A 16,368-nucleotide genomic window follows, 5' to 3' on the forward strand; every position below is an offset into this window, starting at 1 on the left:
TAATAAAACCAGCAAATAATCTGATTGTGACAATTTCTGCCAGCCTGACAACTTTGACGCTGCATAAATCATTATTGTCAGCAGCAAAAATGCCTCTTACTTCAGAGTAATTCTGGATGCGGCGATCGCATTCACCCAATCGGGTTATTTATTATTGCTCAATAGTCAATAGTCAATAGTCAATAGTCAATAGTCAACCGTCAACAGTCAACGGTCAAGGGTCAACGGTCAACAGCTAATGGGTAAACTAATATTTACGGTTGTTTCTTGTTTGTAAACGCTGCTAATTGAGAATTGCCCACCATAACGTTCGACGATTTTTTTAACTAAATTTAAGCCCATACCTAAGCCTTGCTGTTCATAGGTTTTGCGCTCAAATTGCATGAAAGCAGCAATTTTAGAAATCTGTTCTGCTGTCATTCCCCGTCCCCAATCGTGAACGTAGACATTGAGCATTCCTGAATCTACTTGACTAGTAATCTTGATGGCTGTCTGCGGTTGGGAGAATTTCAAGGCGTTATCCACTAATTCATAGAGGATAATTGCGAGATATTCAGCTGATATTGACACTTCAGCCTCGGCGATCGCAAACATTAGATCGTGATTGCGATTTAAACTGCGAGCCAGAGCTTGCAAAGGTGGTGCGATCGCGGCTAGAGAAAATTTAGTTGACTGCGGTTTGCTAATCGGCTTTTTCGGCGTTGATAGTTCAAATTCTAAATAAATTAACAATTTTTGCGTTAATTTCTCTAACCTTCGTGCGGATTCATCTGCCCAGCCTAGTAATTCTCGAATTTCCTCATTATGCATATTTTCCAGATCGGCCATGAGGAGGTTGAGGGTACCGACGATACCATGTAGCGGTGTATTCAGTTCATGGGGTACAGTCACAGCTAAATTACCGCGCAGTTCATTCAGGGTATTTTCTAAAAATTTAATACTATTAGCTTGAATATTCGCTAAATTTTGAATTTTATCGTACTGTTGCTTAATTCTCAGCATAGACTGAACTCGTGCCCGTAATTCTACTGGATTTACGGGTTTACTAATAAAGTCTTCAGCACCCGTATCTAGGCAGCGAGCTAGGTCTTCTTTGGCTGTGAGCGCAGTTACCATAATGATAGGCACTGACTGCCATTGGGGAAGGGCTTTAATTTCTCGGCAAACTTCGATACCATCCATTCCTGGCATCATGACATCGAGCAAAATTATATCTGGCTGAAATAAGTTGAGGGAGGCGATCGCTTGTTGACCACTGGCAGCATAATGTAACAAATAATCTTGTTCGCTTAATAGCGTTTCAATCACATCAAAGTTATCTGGGTCATCATCAATGACTAAAATAGAAGGCATATGAATACAATTCAAAATTCAAAATTCAAAATTCAAAATTCAAAATTCAAGATTTTCCAGCCAAAATATACCCGCAGCTATTGTTGACTATTTGAGAGACGCGATGAATTGCGTTTTGACAAGATAGACGCGATTCATCGCGTCTCTACAATTTATTTATGATGGGTTAACAACTGTTGAATGGTGGTAGATAATTGCTTGAGCTTGACGGGTTTACTGAGGTAATCGTTGGCTCCTGCTTCGAGACAGCGATCGCGATCGCCTGCCATTGTTAAGGCGGTGAGTGCGACAATCGGAGTCTCAAGCAATTGGGGATCTTGGCGGATTTTGGCGATCGCTTCTAAACCATCCATTCCTGGCATTTGGATATCCATTAAAATCAAGTCTGGTTGATGCATTTTAGCTTGATCGATAGCTTCTTGTCCGTTATATGCCAAGATAATGCAGTAACCTTTGGCACTGAGGTAGCTAGAAACTGTACTGATATTAGCTTCGTTATCTTCTACTAGCAAGATTGTGGGCGCAAGGCTAACACCTGGATCGGCTGTTGCACTATCGAGTTCTAAAGTAGTTCTTGGTTGAAGATTTGCTGAGAAACAAGAAGCAGGATTATAGGGAAGTTCGATAGTAAAGCAACTACCTACACCTAGTTCGCTGGTTAATCCTACCCTACCACCGTGAAGTTCGACAATTCGCTTCACTAATGCTAGCCCTAAACCTGTACCGACATATTGACGATTTAAGGCGGTATCGATTTGGATAAAGGGCTTAAATAATTTGTTAATATCTGCTGCTGAGATACCAATACCTGTATCCCTCACCGCAATTTGTAGGAAGTTTTCTTCTGTATTGCTAGCAGTGATTTCTGAAGCGATTTTGTTAACTTCTAGGGTAATTTGTCCGCCTGTTGGGGTGAATTTAACTGCATTGTTGAGCAAGTTAATTAACACCTGACGAATACGTCGTTCATCTACGAGTAATTCTGGTAATTTGGGCTGAAGTTTAATTTCTAGCTGAATCCGTTTTTGCAATGCCTGCTGTTTAATAAATGCCAAACTAGATTGACAAAGACTGGCTACAGAAACTGAGGTGCAATCTAGTTCAATTTGTCCGGCTTCGATTTTAGCGACATCGAGGATATCGTTGATTAACTCTAGCAAATGAGAGCCACTACGCTCGATGGTTTGCAAGGCTTTGCGTTGTTGTTCGTTAATTGTGCCAAAAACTGCGTCTTGTAGCCCTTCTGTCATCCCCAGAATGGCATTTAGGGGAGTACGGAGTTCGTGACTCATATTTGCCAGGAATTCATCTTTAAGGCGGGTAGCGCGGGCGAGTTCTTGATTGGAAAATGCTAACTGTTGATTGGCTTCAGTCAGCTTGGTTTCGGCTTGTTGGCGTTCAGCGAGTTCTTGCTGTAATTGTTCAAACAGACTAGCTTGTTGAATAGCGATCGCTACTTGGTTAGCAATTTGTTGTAGCAGTTGAGCTTCTGAGTCTTTCCAGACACGTTTTTCTTGACAAGCATGAATTACTAAAATCCCCCAAAGCTTGTTGTTTGACCAAGGCGCAACCCAGCGATGATTTTGGTTGCGGACTTCTTGCAGAATCGGTGCGACAACTTTCGACTGAATTTGACCTTCACGAGAATATTCTACTAGACAATGCGTCCAGATATCATCCATAACATCAGGGACGATGCGGGGTTTACCTTTCCAGTAGCAATCTAGGATTTCTTGTGACCAAACTTCGTTTTGCCAACCCAGGTTTTTCAAGCTGGGAAACTCAGCAGCTACCGCTTCTTCGGCAATTTGACTTCTACCATCGGCAAACAGTCGAAACACAATCACGCGATCGCACTGCATTACGTCTTTTACCTGCTGAGTCACTGTGGCTAATATCTCATGAATATCCAAGGATTGACGAATAGTTTGGGTAATATTCCAGAGTAACTGTTTGTGTCTTGCTTGTTGTTGCAGTCGCTTCTCGGCTTTTTCTCGTTCTTGCAGTGCCGCTTTCTGCTTGCTCATATCTACAACTACGCAAATGGTTTGATTCTCTGAATCAGGTAGGAGTGCAGCACCCAACAACACAGGAATGCGACTGCCATCTTTACGGTAATATTCTTTTTCCCAAGGATCGATTTCCCCATGTTGCATGAGATGCTCCATTGCGGCAAAATCTGCGGGTACATGTTCGGGTGGAGTCATGGCGTGCCAATTCATCGCCCCCGCATTGAGTTCTTCCCTGGTGTAGCCTACCATCTCTAAAAAATGCTCGTTGGTATCGATCACTCTGCCTTGAAAATCGGCAAAGATCATCCCGACTACATGGGAATCAAAAATCCGCCGGAACCGCATTTCACTACTTTGTAAAGCCAGTTCGGCGCGTTTGCGATCGCTAATATCAAAGTGAACGCCAATCATTTTCTGGGGATTTCCTTGTTCATCTCGTACTACTACCCCAGTGGCTTTAATATAGTGGATACTATTATCAAAATGTACAACTCGAAACTCAGTGTCGTATTCTGCCTGTCCTAAAACTGCTTGCTGTATAAGATTTTCTGTGGAATTACGGTCATCTGAGTGTAGTCTATTTGCCCAAACTTCATAGGTTAAACAAGAATCAGGTTGTGGTGCAATACCATAGAGTTCATGCATCCGCTCATCCCAGAGGATCGTGTTCTCTGCAATATCCCATTCCCAACAGCCAATCGCCCCAGATTTTAGCGCCAAACTCAGGCGATCGGAAATTCTCCGCAGTTCGGCTTTACGGGCTTGAATTTCTTGGGTGCGTTGTTCTACCCTAATTTCCAAATCCTGATTGAGGCGATGTAGAGCTTCGGTTGCTGCTTGGCGTTGCAATTCTGCTGCTGCTCTGGCTGCAAATACTTGGAGAATGGCGATCGCTTGGTTGCGTTTAGTTTGGGATAAGGGCTGTCGATGGAGAATACAAAGGTTACCAATGATCTTACCGAGATCGTCTTTTAACGCTATTCCTACATAGCTTTCTGCTTGCATTCTCACCAAGTCTAAATCATCAGGAAAAGATGTTTGCACTTGGTTGTCACAGTAAAATTCCCCATATTTCAGGCTAGATTCACAGGGAGTGCAATTTGGATCGTAGATAATTTCTGGCTCTAAGGTACGATTTGCCCAGAATCCTAAGGTGTGGAGTTTGTTATCCACCAGTTCGCTAACGATCGCATAGGGGACATCCAAGGCTTCGGCAATATGGCGAACTAAGGCGTGAAAAAAATCGTCTCCGGTAACTGCGGCTGTACCGTTTACTAGTTTTTGCAGCGTCAATTCAGCTTGCTGGCGATCGCTCAGTTCTTCCTGCAATTTTTGGTGGGTGGTGGCTTGGTGCAGGGCTATTTCTAGATGCACTGATAATGCTTCTATCAATTCGATTTCTGACTGTTGCCATTCACGGGGTTCGTGGCTTTCGGTGACATTGAGTAAGCCCCACAGTTGATCGTCACAGAGCAGAGGTACTAAAATTTTTGCACGAATTTGCAGATTCTGGAGCATTTCTCGATGGCATTCAGCCATTTCCATCTGATATATATCGGAGACGACGCGAATCCGCCCCTGACGATAAAGCTCTTGGTAGTCTTGCTGAAAGCAGGTGTCTTCGACTCGTTCGCCCAAAACAGACAAAGAAGAATTGGTAGATTCTGCAACGACTATCGCTTTGCCATCAGCTTCTAAGCGTAAAATCGTCACGCGATCGCAGTTCAACAATTGCCGCACTTGGGCTACTGTGGTGTCAAGAATTGTTTGCAAACTCAAAGATGAGCGAATTTGCATGGCAATATCAGATACCAGTTGCGCCTGTTCGACTTTCTTGTTGAGGGCGTTTGTCCGGGCTGCAACTTGCTGCTCTAATTCCACGTTACGCGCTTCTAGCAGTTGTACTTTCTCTGTTTCTAGCTGCACGACTTTCTTCTCTAAAAATTCTGCTAGTTTGTATAGTTCTAAAGGGTTGAGGGCTTGCAGCAAAGTGGTTTGAGTCACAATCCCTAATAATTCTCCCTCAACTCCTGTCACAACCAAGCGCCGAATCAAGCGCTGCTCGACAATCTGCTGTATAGTCCATAGCGAATCATCCGGTTTGACAGTAAAGATGGGGGTACTCATCACCGTTTGTGCTGTATGGTTAGCCAAGTTCAATCCTAAAGACTGAAATTGCACAATATCCCCCTCGGTGACAATTCCCACAGGTATATTGACGGTTTTGTCTGGATTACCGCCAGGTTCAACAATAATTACAGAACTAACTCGGTTAGCTGTCATCAATTGCGCGATCGCTAACAGAGAACTATCTGGTGCAGCACAAATTACTTCCCGCGTCATTACCTCACAAGCCAAGCGCAAGCGCAAGATATTGGTAAAGCTAGAAGACTGACGCAGACTTTCATTCGTCAGCAACCCCACCACCTGTCCTTGTTCATCTAAAATCGGCAGGTGACGTATATGATACTGCTGGAGCAAATTTACCGCAAAAAAGAAATCGGTAAATTCAGACTCTTCTAGGGCGATGACTGGATGTATCATCACATCCCCTATCCTGAGATTTTCTAGATGTCGCTGTTGTGCGCATAAACGCACTACATCTCGTTCTGTGAGGATACCTACCAATCGCCCATCGTCAACAACTAACACGCAACTCGACCGAGCATCGAGATGGAGTTCATCGATTTTTGTCGTATCGCATACCGCCCGAACGCTACTCATTTGAGCGATCGCATCTATAACCAGAGTATCTAATTTAACTATTATGGGATCGCGGACGATTGCCGATTTCAGTTCTAATGGAATCAGAGAATTTGTGCTGTTAAACATTCATGTTAAAAGGGTTTATGCTTTATGATTCCCGTGAATAATATTCAAGTTTCATAAACCATAAAGTGATTAAATATTGAGTTTGCTGGCATTATAGGTCAGTCTACATACTTTTACAGAGATGATTTCATCATCTGTAATTGTCAAGAATTCTTCAAAGGTATTAACTGTCAGATGATTAATGATTTATGAAGCACAATTAAGACGAATTTGATACATCAAAGATGATGGATCTATAAAAAGGGATTATTAATTTCCGATTTACATCTAATCTGGTCGTTCAATACCTCCTTTAAATTCATATTATAGACAATTTGTAATTTTAAGCACCAAACATTGCTCTAGGAGTAATCACGTGACTCAACCACCAGAAATCCTCTGCTTAACACCCAAAACCTTTAACCACGCTTTGACGGTTTTAGCTAATGATGACCGAGATTTTGCCGAGATTATCGCCCAATTTGGTCAGCCACCGCTTTGGGAACGCCCTACAGGTTTTGCGACATTATTGCAAATTATTCTTGAACAGCAAGTTTCCTTAGCTGCGGCAAAGGCTGTATTTAACCGTTTATGTAATCTGCTTTCGCCGCTCACACCAGAAAATTTTTTGCTATTAACAGATATACAATTAAGAAATATTGGATTTAGTCGCCAAAAAATACTTTATTGTCGTGAATTAGCCCAAGCCATTGTCAAAGGTCAACTGAATTTAACTAAGCTAGAAACAATGGAGGAAATGACAATTAGAAACGAATTAAAGCAGATCAAAGGCATTGGTGATTGGACAGTAGATATTTATTTATTAATGGCGCTACTACGTCCTGATGTCATGCCCAAAGGCGATTTAGGAATTGCGATCGCCATCCAAAAGCTCAAAGGTTTGACAACCCGCCCCAAACCCACAGAAATTGAAGCGATCGCCCAACAATGGCGACCTTGGCGAGCAGTAGCCACGAGAATACTTTGGCACTATTATCTCAGTGCTATTACGGTTAAAGCAAAAGTAAATCAAGTTTAGCTAGTAGATATGGGTAAGCTATCAATACTGCTCGGTTAAGGAAAATTGTAGGTTGGGTTGAGGCTCTGCGAAACCCAACAGAGCTAACCAAATGTTGGGTTACCCTGCGGGAAGCCGCTCCGCGTCTACGTTCCTCAAACGCCACTTGCTACAAGCCGGGAAACCCGGACAACGCAGTGGCTCCCCAACCTACGCGGGTTAAGGTTTTTGAGCTTAACCGAGCAGTATTGGGTAAGCTATTGTGCTTTTAAGTAGCACAATCCATCGTGAGGGCTGTTGACAGTCAACAGTCAAGGGACTTACAAAAAATACATTACCCATATTTCGTAGTTAAAAAGCGAGCAAGATGCTCGCACTACAAATTTATTGGGTATTTAAAAAATTGGATGTCCCCAACAGTCAACCGTCAACCGTCAACCGTCAACCGTCAACCGTCAACCGTCAACCGTCAACGCTATAACTTACCTGTAAAAACTCTCTCAGCCGGGCCAGTCATGTAAACCCGTTGGTCAATTTCTGACCATTCGATTTCCAAGGGGCCGCCAGGGAGTTCTACAGTTGCGGTGCGATCGCATTTTCCAGTTAATACACCAGCAACCAAGGAAGCACAAGCACCAGTACCACAAGCTAAGGTAATACCTGCACCTCGTTCCCAAACACGCATTTTTAAGTAATTGCGGTTGACAACTTGTATAAATTCCGTATTTGTCCGTTGAGGGAAAACTGGATGATGTTCAAACTGAGGCCCGATACTTTCTAAGGGAATAGCCGCGACATTATCCACAAAAGTAATACAGTGAGGATTACCCATGCTGACACAGGTAACTTCCCAAGTTTTTCCCCCTACCTCTAGCGGTTGATTAATTACCTTGCTATCTCCAGCACTCAAAGTAGTAGGAATTTCTGCGGCTAGTAATTTAGGTAAACCCATATCTACCTTAACTTGACCATCCGCCATCAGTTGGGGTGTAATCACGCCAGCTAAAGTATGAATGTGATATAAATCTTTAGTTCGCGATTCCCCTTCTAAATCAGCTAAAAACACCCCTAAACAGCGAATTCCATTGCCGCACATTTCCGGCTCCGAACCATCAGAATTAAAAATCCGCATGGTGTAGTCAGTACCGTTTTCCCCAGGTAAAGCAAAAATAACACCATCAGCACCGATGCCAAAATGGCGATCGCACAATTTAATAGCTTGCTCTGGAGTGATTACCGGCACTGATGAAGAGCGATTGTCAATGAGAATAAAATCATTCCCCAAACCGTGATACTTAGTAAATTCGATTGCCATTTATCCCAGGATGAATTATCAAAGATTAGTTACTGTTGAATGTTAGTTGTCAGAAAAGAGACGCGATGAATCGCGTCTGTACAATTGTCAGAGACGCGATGAATTGCGTCTGTACAATTGTCCCCCTTGTCCTCCTTCTCTAGCCCCCTTCTCTATCCCCTATTACACCATTTTCCCCTATGCATCCATCACCAGCCAAAATGCCTACGGATTTTGATACTTCTCTACCGAGTATTCGCCAAGTCCAAAATTTGATTAAAAATACAACTCACGTAGATTTGAAACTGATGACAGGCGATTTACTTACAGGGAGAATCATCTGGCAAGATCCCAACTGTGTATGTATTTTAGATGAACACAGCGAGCAAACTACTATTTGGAAGCACGCGATCGCTTATATTAAACCAAAAAACTAGCCCTGACTTCATGTTTCTCAAAATTAGCGGCATATACTCGCACAATTGCGGGTAAATTTGACAACCCAAATTCTGCAGATGTCTGCCGCGATCGCTCTCTATAATCGTTAAAATATTAATTAATGTAAAGATATTTATGAAAAATCAATGGCATTATTTGGATTTGGCAAGAAAACAGTAATACCCACTCCTGAGCAAGCTTTACCAGGAAGAACAGAACAAATGCACGTACCTGCGGCTCACCATGTCAATGGTAATCCGCTAAAACCACCCTTTCCCGATGGATTAGAGACAGCCGTATTTGGTTTAGGCTGTTTTTGGGGTGCAGAGCGCAAATTCTGGCAAGTTAAAGGTGTTTATTCTACCGCAGTTGGTTATGCTGCTGGCTACACACCAAACCCCACCTATGAAGAGGTATGTACTGGATTAACCGGTCATAATGAGGTGGTATTGGTAGTGTTTGATCCGGCGGTGGTGAGTTATTCCCAATTGTTAAAGGTTTTTTGGGAAAGCCACAACCCCACCCAAGGAATGCGTCAAGGTAATGATGTGGGAACTCAATACCGTTCGGGAATTTACTTCTATTCTGAAACCCAAAATCAGCAAGCAGAAGCATCAAAGGCAGCTTATCAACAAGCCCTAACAGATGCAGGCTATGGAAACATTACCACAGAGATTTTACCTGCACCTGAGTTTTACTACGCTGAGAAATATCATCAACAGTATCTAGCTAAAAACCCAAATGGCTATTGCGGTTTAGGCGGAACCAATGTTTCCTGTCCCGTAGGAATTGCTGAATCCCAACTCAGTGGTTAATATTGTTAAGGCAGGGTTTATCCCTGCCTTGCAAGCTAAATTTAAATTTTAAATTTTAGCGATCGCAAAAGTTTTCAGTATACTGAGAATAGAACCTAAAATTTTTACCAGTTTTAATACTGGGTTTAATGATAAATACTTATACTTGCCTAAATGTATTTATTAGCCATCGCCTATGTTTTGTCCGCTCTCACAAAATCGCGTTGCTCCTACTCACGTTAATACAAATCGGTAGCTGGATACAGAACTCGGTACCTTGACCTAGCTCAGATTGCACTTCCAGGCTCCCATGATGTTTCTGTGTAACAATTTGATGGGCGATCGCCAAACCTAATCCAGTTCCCTTTCCCACTTTTTTAGTGGTAAACAAATGGTCAAAAATTTTAGTTTTTATACTGTCACTCATCCCTTTGCCATTATCTCGAATTCGGATTGACACCTGATCGTCAACTAGTTGGGTTTGAATGGTAATCTGCTGGGGATGTTTAGTGAGGTAATCCCATGATTGGCTGTGTGCCATTTCATCAAACATATCGATGGCATTTGCCAAAATATTCATAAACACCTGATTTAACTGTCCTGGGAAGCAGTAGATTAAGGGTAAATCACCATAGTCTTTGATCACCTCAATTGCCGGACGATATTCATTTGCTTTGAGACGGTACTTAAGAATTAACAGAGTACTATCAATACCTTCGTGCAGATTGGCACTGAGTTGATGTTCGACATCCGCACGGGAGAAAGTACGCAGACTGGTGCTGATATTGGTGATACGATCAGTGGCACCTGTCATCGAGTGCAATAGCTTGGGTAGGTCTTGACTCAAAAATTCTAAATCAATTTTTTCAGCGTTATCTTGGATAGGCACTGGGGGATCGGGACAATATTGCTCGTAGAGGGCAACATGTCCCAAGATATCTTGCACATATTCTTTGGCATTATCGATGCTGCCCTGAAGAAACCCTATCGGGTTGTTGATTTCGTGGGCAATTCCCGCAACTAACCCCCCTAAAGATGCCATCTTTTCCTGTTGGATCAGTTGCAGTTGAGATTGGGATAACTGCCTGAGAGCAGATTCTAATTCTGCTGTTCGTTCTAATACCATTTGTTCCAGATGCTTGGTTAAATAGTGTAATTGCAAATGAGTCTTTACACGTGCTAGGAGTTCTGCTTCTTGAAAGGGTTTGGTAATGTAATCCACTGCACCCAGAGACAATCCTTTGACTTTGCTATCGATGTCAGCTAAAGCAGTCATAAAAATAATGGGAATAGAAGCAGTAGCAGGATCAGATTTTAACAACTGGCACATTTCAAAACCATCCATTCCTGGCATTTGCACATCCAGCAAAATCAAATCTGGTGGATGGGCTTGAATTCGTTTAAAAGCTCGTTCGCTATCAATCACTGTGGCAACGGTGTAACCTGCTTCTGTGAGAGTTTCCGCCACTACTTCTAAATTGGCGGGGGTATCATCAACTACTAGAATACGTCTGCTATTAGGCATTGTTTTTTTCCTGAATTAAATAGTTTTGCAATAATGTCTCGATTTCTTCGGCTTGGAATTTTTTAGCTAGTTTCAGTAATGACCCAGAAAATCCACTGTAACGACTGTCTGAATGCATCAAGGATTCTAGGTGTTCCCGCAGTGCTTTGAGATTATCTTCTTGCACAAAGTCCAGTAAAACTTGCAAATCTGTGATGGGAGGTAAAACGATTTCCGATTCGATTTGTGTTATTGGAGTATTATCACTGTGGCTATTAGCATAAATCCATACCAAATCTAAATGAATAATTAGTAATTTACATAATTCATTCATATCTACAGGCTTGTTCAAAAAATCATCCCCACCAGCTTTTAAAGCCATTTGTTGGTCAGTTTGGGCGACAGAGGCAGAAGACACGATCACCTTGTAATCTTGGAGATCCTCAGCTTGACGCACTTGTTTGAGCATTTCTAGCCCATCCATCACAGGCATGGCAATGTCCGTAATCACCAAATCTGGCTGGATTTGGCGCATTTTTTCGAGTCCCTCCTGTCCATTTTCAGCTTCGCTGAGGACAAAACCTAAAGGTTCGAGCAAGTTTACCAGTACACTGCGATTTTCCCAGCGATCGTCTATCACCAGAATCTGGCGGCGTTTTCCTGCGTAACCAACGATCTGATTGGCATTTGTCGTTTGTTGCTGTTGCCAATCAAGTGCCAAAGGAAACTCAACTTCAAAAAAGAAATCACTACCCACCCCTAGTTGACTCTTAACTTGGATTTGTCCGCCCATTAACTGCACAATCTGTTGGCTAATAGCTAACCCCAAACCAGTTCCTTCGGCTTTGCGGGTTTTATCACCCACTTGTTCAAAGGTTTGGAAAAGTTTGTGAATATGTTCTGGGGCAATGCCCACACCTGTATCGGCAACCACAAAACGTAACCGTGTAGTCTGGGTGTTTAAAGATAATAGCTCAACTTGCAAACTGACACTTCCTTGGTCTGTAAATTTAATAGCATTGCCCAATAAATTAATCAGGACTTGACTTAAACGCTTATCATCCGATGTGATAGCTGTGGGCAATTTTTCGTCAGGTTTGTAATAGAAATTAATCCCTTTCTGCTCTGCTCGGATCTGACAAATTTCCACAACCCCCTGGAGTAAAGATGGGAGATGAACAGCTTGAGGAACTAGTTCTAATCTGCGGGCTTCAATTTTGGCAATATCCAGGACATCATTAATCAAATTCAGCAAATGAGAGCCGCACTGATAGATGATATTGACACCATGAAGTTCTTTGTCAGGAAGATTTTTGGAGCGTACCAAGACTTGAGCATAACCAAGGATGCCATTGAGAGGTGTCCGCAGTTCGTGACTCATGTTCGCTAAAAACTCACTTTTCGCTTGACTGGCTTGCTGGGCTGCTTTTTCTGCTTCTTTGTATGGTGTAATGTCTTGAAAAATGCCCATGATTCCCATAACATTACCTTCGGTGTCATGGAGAGGTACTTTACTCGTTTCTAACCAGCATTGTTTACCATCAGCTTGCATTTGGGGTTCAACAATTCCTAATTCTGCCGTATCGGAATCCATCACCCGGCGATCGCACGCCACAAAGAAATCAGCTTCCTCTTTTGTCCAAGGCAGTTCATAGTCTGTTTGATTGACAATCTCCTGAATTTCCACCCCAGCAACTTTAGCAAAACTTTGGTTACAGCCTAGATAAACACTTTGGCGGTTTTTCCAAAAGATGGATTGGGGAATATTGTTCATCACCAAATCCAATAACTGTTGAGACTCAGATAATTCGCGGGTACGTTCTGCTACTTTTTGCTCTAGGGTTTGGGAGTAAACCTCTAGCTCATGAAATGATATTTTTAACTGTTCAGCCATGTGATTAAAAGAACGAGCCAACGCTCCCAATTCATCAAGTCGCTCCGTAGGTAGGGGTTCATCCCATTTTCCTTGTGCTAATTGCTTGGCTGCGTGGTTCAGCTTCAGGGTAGGACGTACCACTAAAGATTGCGCCAACCACCAAACAATCCCCAAAGTCAGCAATAAAATGCCGATGAAGGTGATTAGAGCAATTGTTTGGGCTTCTATTTCTCGTTGGAGAATCGGTCTAGCATCCAACTCAACCACCAGCAAACCATCCTGGCGATTATATTGATCGGTGATTGGTGCATAACCATACAGCACAGGGATGCCATTATTATTAACAGTAATTTCCCGCTCAGTTTTGGGTTGTTTGAGCAAGCCGCCAGCTGCTAGGAGGGGAGGTATTGGATCTAAGCGATCGCCTACTTTTGCGGGTGTGGAATTGTCTGGCGAGTAATCTAGCACATACCTGTACTCACCATTCGCTTGGGGACGGACTGTATAAATATGCCGAATGTCATTACTGGCTGCCTGGATTTGCTGTAATTGCTTGGCGTTAATTTGGTAGAATGGCGTATCTTTATCCTTTGGCTGCACGACCAGACTGTGATAGTCGCTGTCAATCTGGGGTTTAGCTAGCTGCAAAATTTCTAGCAGGCGATCGCTCGTTGCTTGTCGCAAACTCAGGCGTAACTGCCAATATTGACCCAAGGCTAAACTGCCTGCCGCTAACGTAATTAAAGCAGAAAACGCCAGCACAATTTTTGTACTTAAATTCCAATTTTGCATTTTCTTTTGTTCTCGCTCAAGATACTCTGTGGGTTCAGTCCTAACCCAACTTGATAAATTAATTCAAAATTCCAAATATAGTCAGGTTGAGTTTGCTATTTATCTGATTTAGAATACCCAGTACATTTAACTTAATAACGTCAAATTAATTTTCTTAATACCGCCAGCAAAAAGCTGATGTCAACACAGTAGATTTGATGAACATTCCGTTTTATGGCAGTAGAATAGACCAGAAAATTATCTATATGTTGAAGTTAAAAACTTCAAGGATTTTCCGATGACTCAGAATCAGACATTGTTTAAATTTCTGGCTGGATTTACTGCTGGCTTTTTTGCTGTGTTGGTTTTCCACCAAGTAGCGTTAACCATTCTTCATGCAATTAACTTCATTTCAATTTCTGCCTATGCAACACAACCTACCCCACCATTTGGTGTTCCACAGGTCTTATCTTTGGCATTTTGGGGTGGTATTTGGGGAATCATCCTCGCAGTATTGATCTTGAGATCCAACTCCTCATTAGCATGGTGGCAGACTCTCATCTTTAGTGCGATCGCACCTACTAGTGTTTTTTTATTCGTAGTTTTACCGCTTAAAGGAATGCCTATTGCTGGTGGATGGCAACCCAATTTGATCATCACAGGATTGATTGTGAACTCAGCTTGGGGGCTGGGAACTGCACTGTTGTTAAAACTTTTTCAAAGTTTTGAGCAGAAAATTTTCAGAAAAGATATTTCCAAATAGATGCTTGTTGACTGAATAATTTTGTGTAAATACTTATGGGTTCAGTCCTAAACCAATTCGATAAACCGTTTTTTGTTGACTGCGACCCATTTTTTCAGTTAATTTTTCCCATTCTGTATCGATGGTTGTCACCGCTTGGTTGAGATTGATATCACCCGCTAAAAAGTCTGCCACTGCGCTATCTAAGATTTTTTGTTGATAGCCGTTGTTGTTGGGGATGGTGAGATCCATCATCATGTTAGGGTTATTCAGACTAGCACCAATTCCCCCCAAATATTTATTCGCCGCCGAGGGACTCATCCCTGCTTTTACCCAAATTTGATTGCTGGAAAATTGAGACACCCGATAGGGGTTAAAACCAGTTTCACCCACTGTCACATCAACATTGGACTGAGCAGGTTGGCTGACATAGGAGATAAAAGCATAAGCCGCCGCTTGCACTTGGGGAGGAGATGAGGCATTCACCCCAGCCGTCCATCCAATCAAGGCTGCATAGGGAGCATGATTCACACCGTTGACTGCATAGGGACAGTTAAATTTGTCGCAGGTCACGAGTTTACCAGTTTTGCGGTCTAAAACTTCCTTCGTACCTGGGAGAATACTAGTACCAACTTTATCGACCACCTTCGATCCTGGCGCAATGGTCAATGTACCTGTATTCCCATGATCCATAGTCAAGGCACACCGTCCACCGATAAATCGTTCTCGTGTATCATCCATAGAGTGCTTTAACTCATCGGGGGGGCCGTATTCTCCAGTTTTTTTATAAATTGCTAATGCCTTGGCAAATGCTTGGTTATTAATCAACGGCTTCATTGTCTCTGGATCAAAAAAGCCTCCTTGATTAGTTCCTTGAGTTTGTAGAAAAGAACTGGCAATTGACCAGAATGCCCAGCTAATTACATGATTGCGGAGTTTTGGTAAACAAGAGCCATAATCTGGCGTACCATCTCCGTTGAGGTCTTTACCGTGGAAGTGTTTGGCAATGGCCAGATATTCATCCCAAGTGCTAGGAGGCTTAAAACCAGCCTTTTCCAGTAAATCACTCCGGTAGTAAAGCATATAGTAGTCGCCATCTACAGGTAGCCCATAGATTTTATTGTGATAACTGGCGCTATATTTTTGATAAAAGGGAGTGATGTCATTCCATTGCAAAACTGGATCGGTTTTGACGCGATCGCTAATATCCGCCAGATAATTGGCATTCACCAAGTCAGGCAGCCACAGTGGGGTATAGACAATTACGTCATACTGATTGGCTTTATTTTTGTAATCTTTAGCAATGAAATCGTACAATTCCCCGAAAGCAGCCGGTTTAAAGACAATTTTCGCTCCAGTCATGGCTTCAAACTCTTTGGCACGAGCTGCAAAAGCATTACCAATGGGATATTTAAGTGCTACAAAGGTGACTGTGGTACCATCAAAACGTTGGGCTACTGCGGCTGTAGCTTGGCGATGTGGTTCTTTCGCCTCCAATGTTTTGGTTGTAGTGATGGACTGATTACAAGCACTGATTAGACTTAATCCCATTAGCGCGATTGCGAAACTAAGTTTTCGTACTGGGATTGTCATAACAAAGAAGAATAGATTTAATTTCTTGAGATGTTGATTTGCCATATTGGGATCAAGTCTGCAAAGACTGCTATCTTAAGTTACCCAATTCACTTGAAATAATCCCAGTAGGCGATTGTATAGTTATAGTCACATTAGGACATCATAAAAAACTCCACCCAC

The 16,368-nt window shown here is 42.5% G+C and carries 10 protein-coding genes and 1 pseudogene; 4 read left to right on the forward strand and 7 right to left on the reverse strand.

Going from position 1 to position 16,368, the window contains the following annotated elements:
* Positions 1-228: 228 nt before the first annotated feature.
* Together AACW45_RS06925 and AACW45_RS06930 are read right to left on the reverse strand one after the other, a co-directional pair.
* A complete protein-coding gene (locus tag AACW45_RS06925; RefSeq protein ID WP_190632341.1) occupies positions 229-1,353 on the reverse strand; it encodes a hybrid sensor histidine kinase/response regulator in 1,125 nt (374 codons plus the stop codon).
* Positions 1,354-1,505: 152 nt separating this feature from the next.
* Positions 1,506-6,197 (reverse strand): GAF domain-containing protein, encoded by a 4,692-nt coding sequence (locus AACW45_RS06930; RefSeq protein ID WP_190632342.1) that lies wholly within the window; start codon positions 6,195-6,197, stop codon positions 1,506-1,508.
* Between the two features lie 355 nt (positions 6,198-6,552).
* On the opposite strand from AACW45_RS06930, the gene AACW45_RS06935 reads away from it, so the two are divergent.
* Positions 6,553-7,215: a DNA-3-methyladenine glycosylase family protein gene (locus AACW45_RS06935; RefSeq protein ID WP_190632343.1), complete on the forward strand. Its 663-nt coding sequence runs from the start codon at positions 6,553-6,555 to the stop codon at positions 7,213-7,215.
* Between the two features lie 454 nt (positions 7,216-7,669).
* On the opposite strand, the gene dapF is transcribed toward AACW45_RS06935, so the two are convergent.
* On the reverse strand, positions 7,670-8,509 hold the full coding sequence (gene dapF / locus AACW45_RS06940) for a diaminopimelate epimerase (RefSeq protein WP_190632344.1): 840 nt from the start codon (positions 8,507-8,509) through the stop codon (positions 7,670-7,672).
* Between the two features lie 179 nt (positions 8,510-8,688).
* On the opposite strand from dapF, the gene AACW45_RS06945 reads away from it, so the two are divergent.
* Positions 8,689-8,925, forward strand: coding sequence for an Hfq-related RNA-binding protein (locus tag AACW45_RS06945; RefSeq protein WP_242045727.1), 237 nt, complete (start codon positions 8,689-8,691; stop codon positions 8,923-8,925).
* A gap of 147 nt (positions 8,926-9,072) precedes the next feature.
* On the forward strand, positions 9,073-9,741 hold the full coding sequence (msrA, locus tag AACW45_RS06950) for a peptide-methionine (S)-S-oxide reductase MsrA (protein ID WP_190632345.1): 669 nt from the start codon (positions 9,073-9,075) through the stop codon (positions 9,739-9,741).
* 190 nt (positions 9,742-9,931) lie between these two features.
* Here the strand turns inward: msrA and AACW45_RS06955 are convergent, their stop codons facing one another.
* The 3 genes and pseudogenes from AACW45_RS06955 to AACW45_RS06960 form a co-directional block, all read right to left on the reverse strand.
* On the reverse strand, positions 9,932-10,846 hold the full coding sequence (locus tag AACW45_RS06955; protein WP_373462095.1) for a sensor histidine kinase: 915 nt from the start codon (positions 10,844-10,846) through the stop codon (positions 9,932-9,934).
* Between the two features lie 30 nt (positions 10,847-10,876).
* Positions 10,877-11,245, reverse strand: a pseudogene (locus tag AACW45_RS38385) (response regulator); the annotation flags it as partial.
* Positions 11,238-13,892 carry an ATP-binding protein gene (locus AACW45_RS06960; RefSeq protein WP_190632347.1) on the reverse strand — a complete coding sequence of 885 codons (2,655 nt, stop codon included), beginning with the start codon at positions 13,890-13,892 and terminating at the stop codon, positions 11,238-11,240. The gene AACW45_RS06960 and the pseudogene AACW45_RS38385, both read right to left, overlap by 8 nt.
* A gap of 277 nt (positions 13,893-14,169) precedes the next feature.
* Here AACW45_RS06960 and AACW45_RS06965 point away from each other — a divergent pair, with 277 nt between their 5' ends.
* Positions 14,170-14,634, forward strand: a complete 465-nt coding sequence (locus AACW45_RS06965; RefSeq protein ID WP_190632348.1) for a hypothetical protein — start codon at positions 14,170-14,172, stop codon at positions 14,632-14,634.
* A gap of 33 nt (positions 14,635-14,667) precedes the next feature.
* Here the strand turns inward: AACW45_RS06965 and AACW45_RS06970 are convergent, their stop codons facing one another.
* Positions 14,668-16,164 (reverse strand): ABC transporter substrate-binding protein, encoded by a 1,497-nt coding sequence (locus AACW45_RS06970; protein ID WP_190632349.1) that lies wholly within the window; start codon positions 16,162-16,164, stop codon positions 14,668-14,670.
* Positions 16,165-16,368: the final 204 nt, after the last annotated feature.

The organism is Calothrix sp. FACHB-168 (assembly GCF_963889195.1).
In the GTDB taxonomy this organism is placed as follows: Bacteria; Cyanobacteriota; Cyanobacteriia; order Cyanobacteriales; family Nostocaceae; genus Aulosira; species Aulosira anomala_A.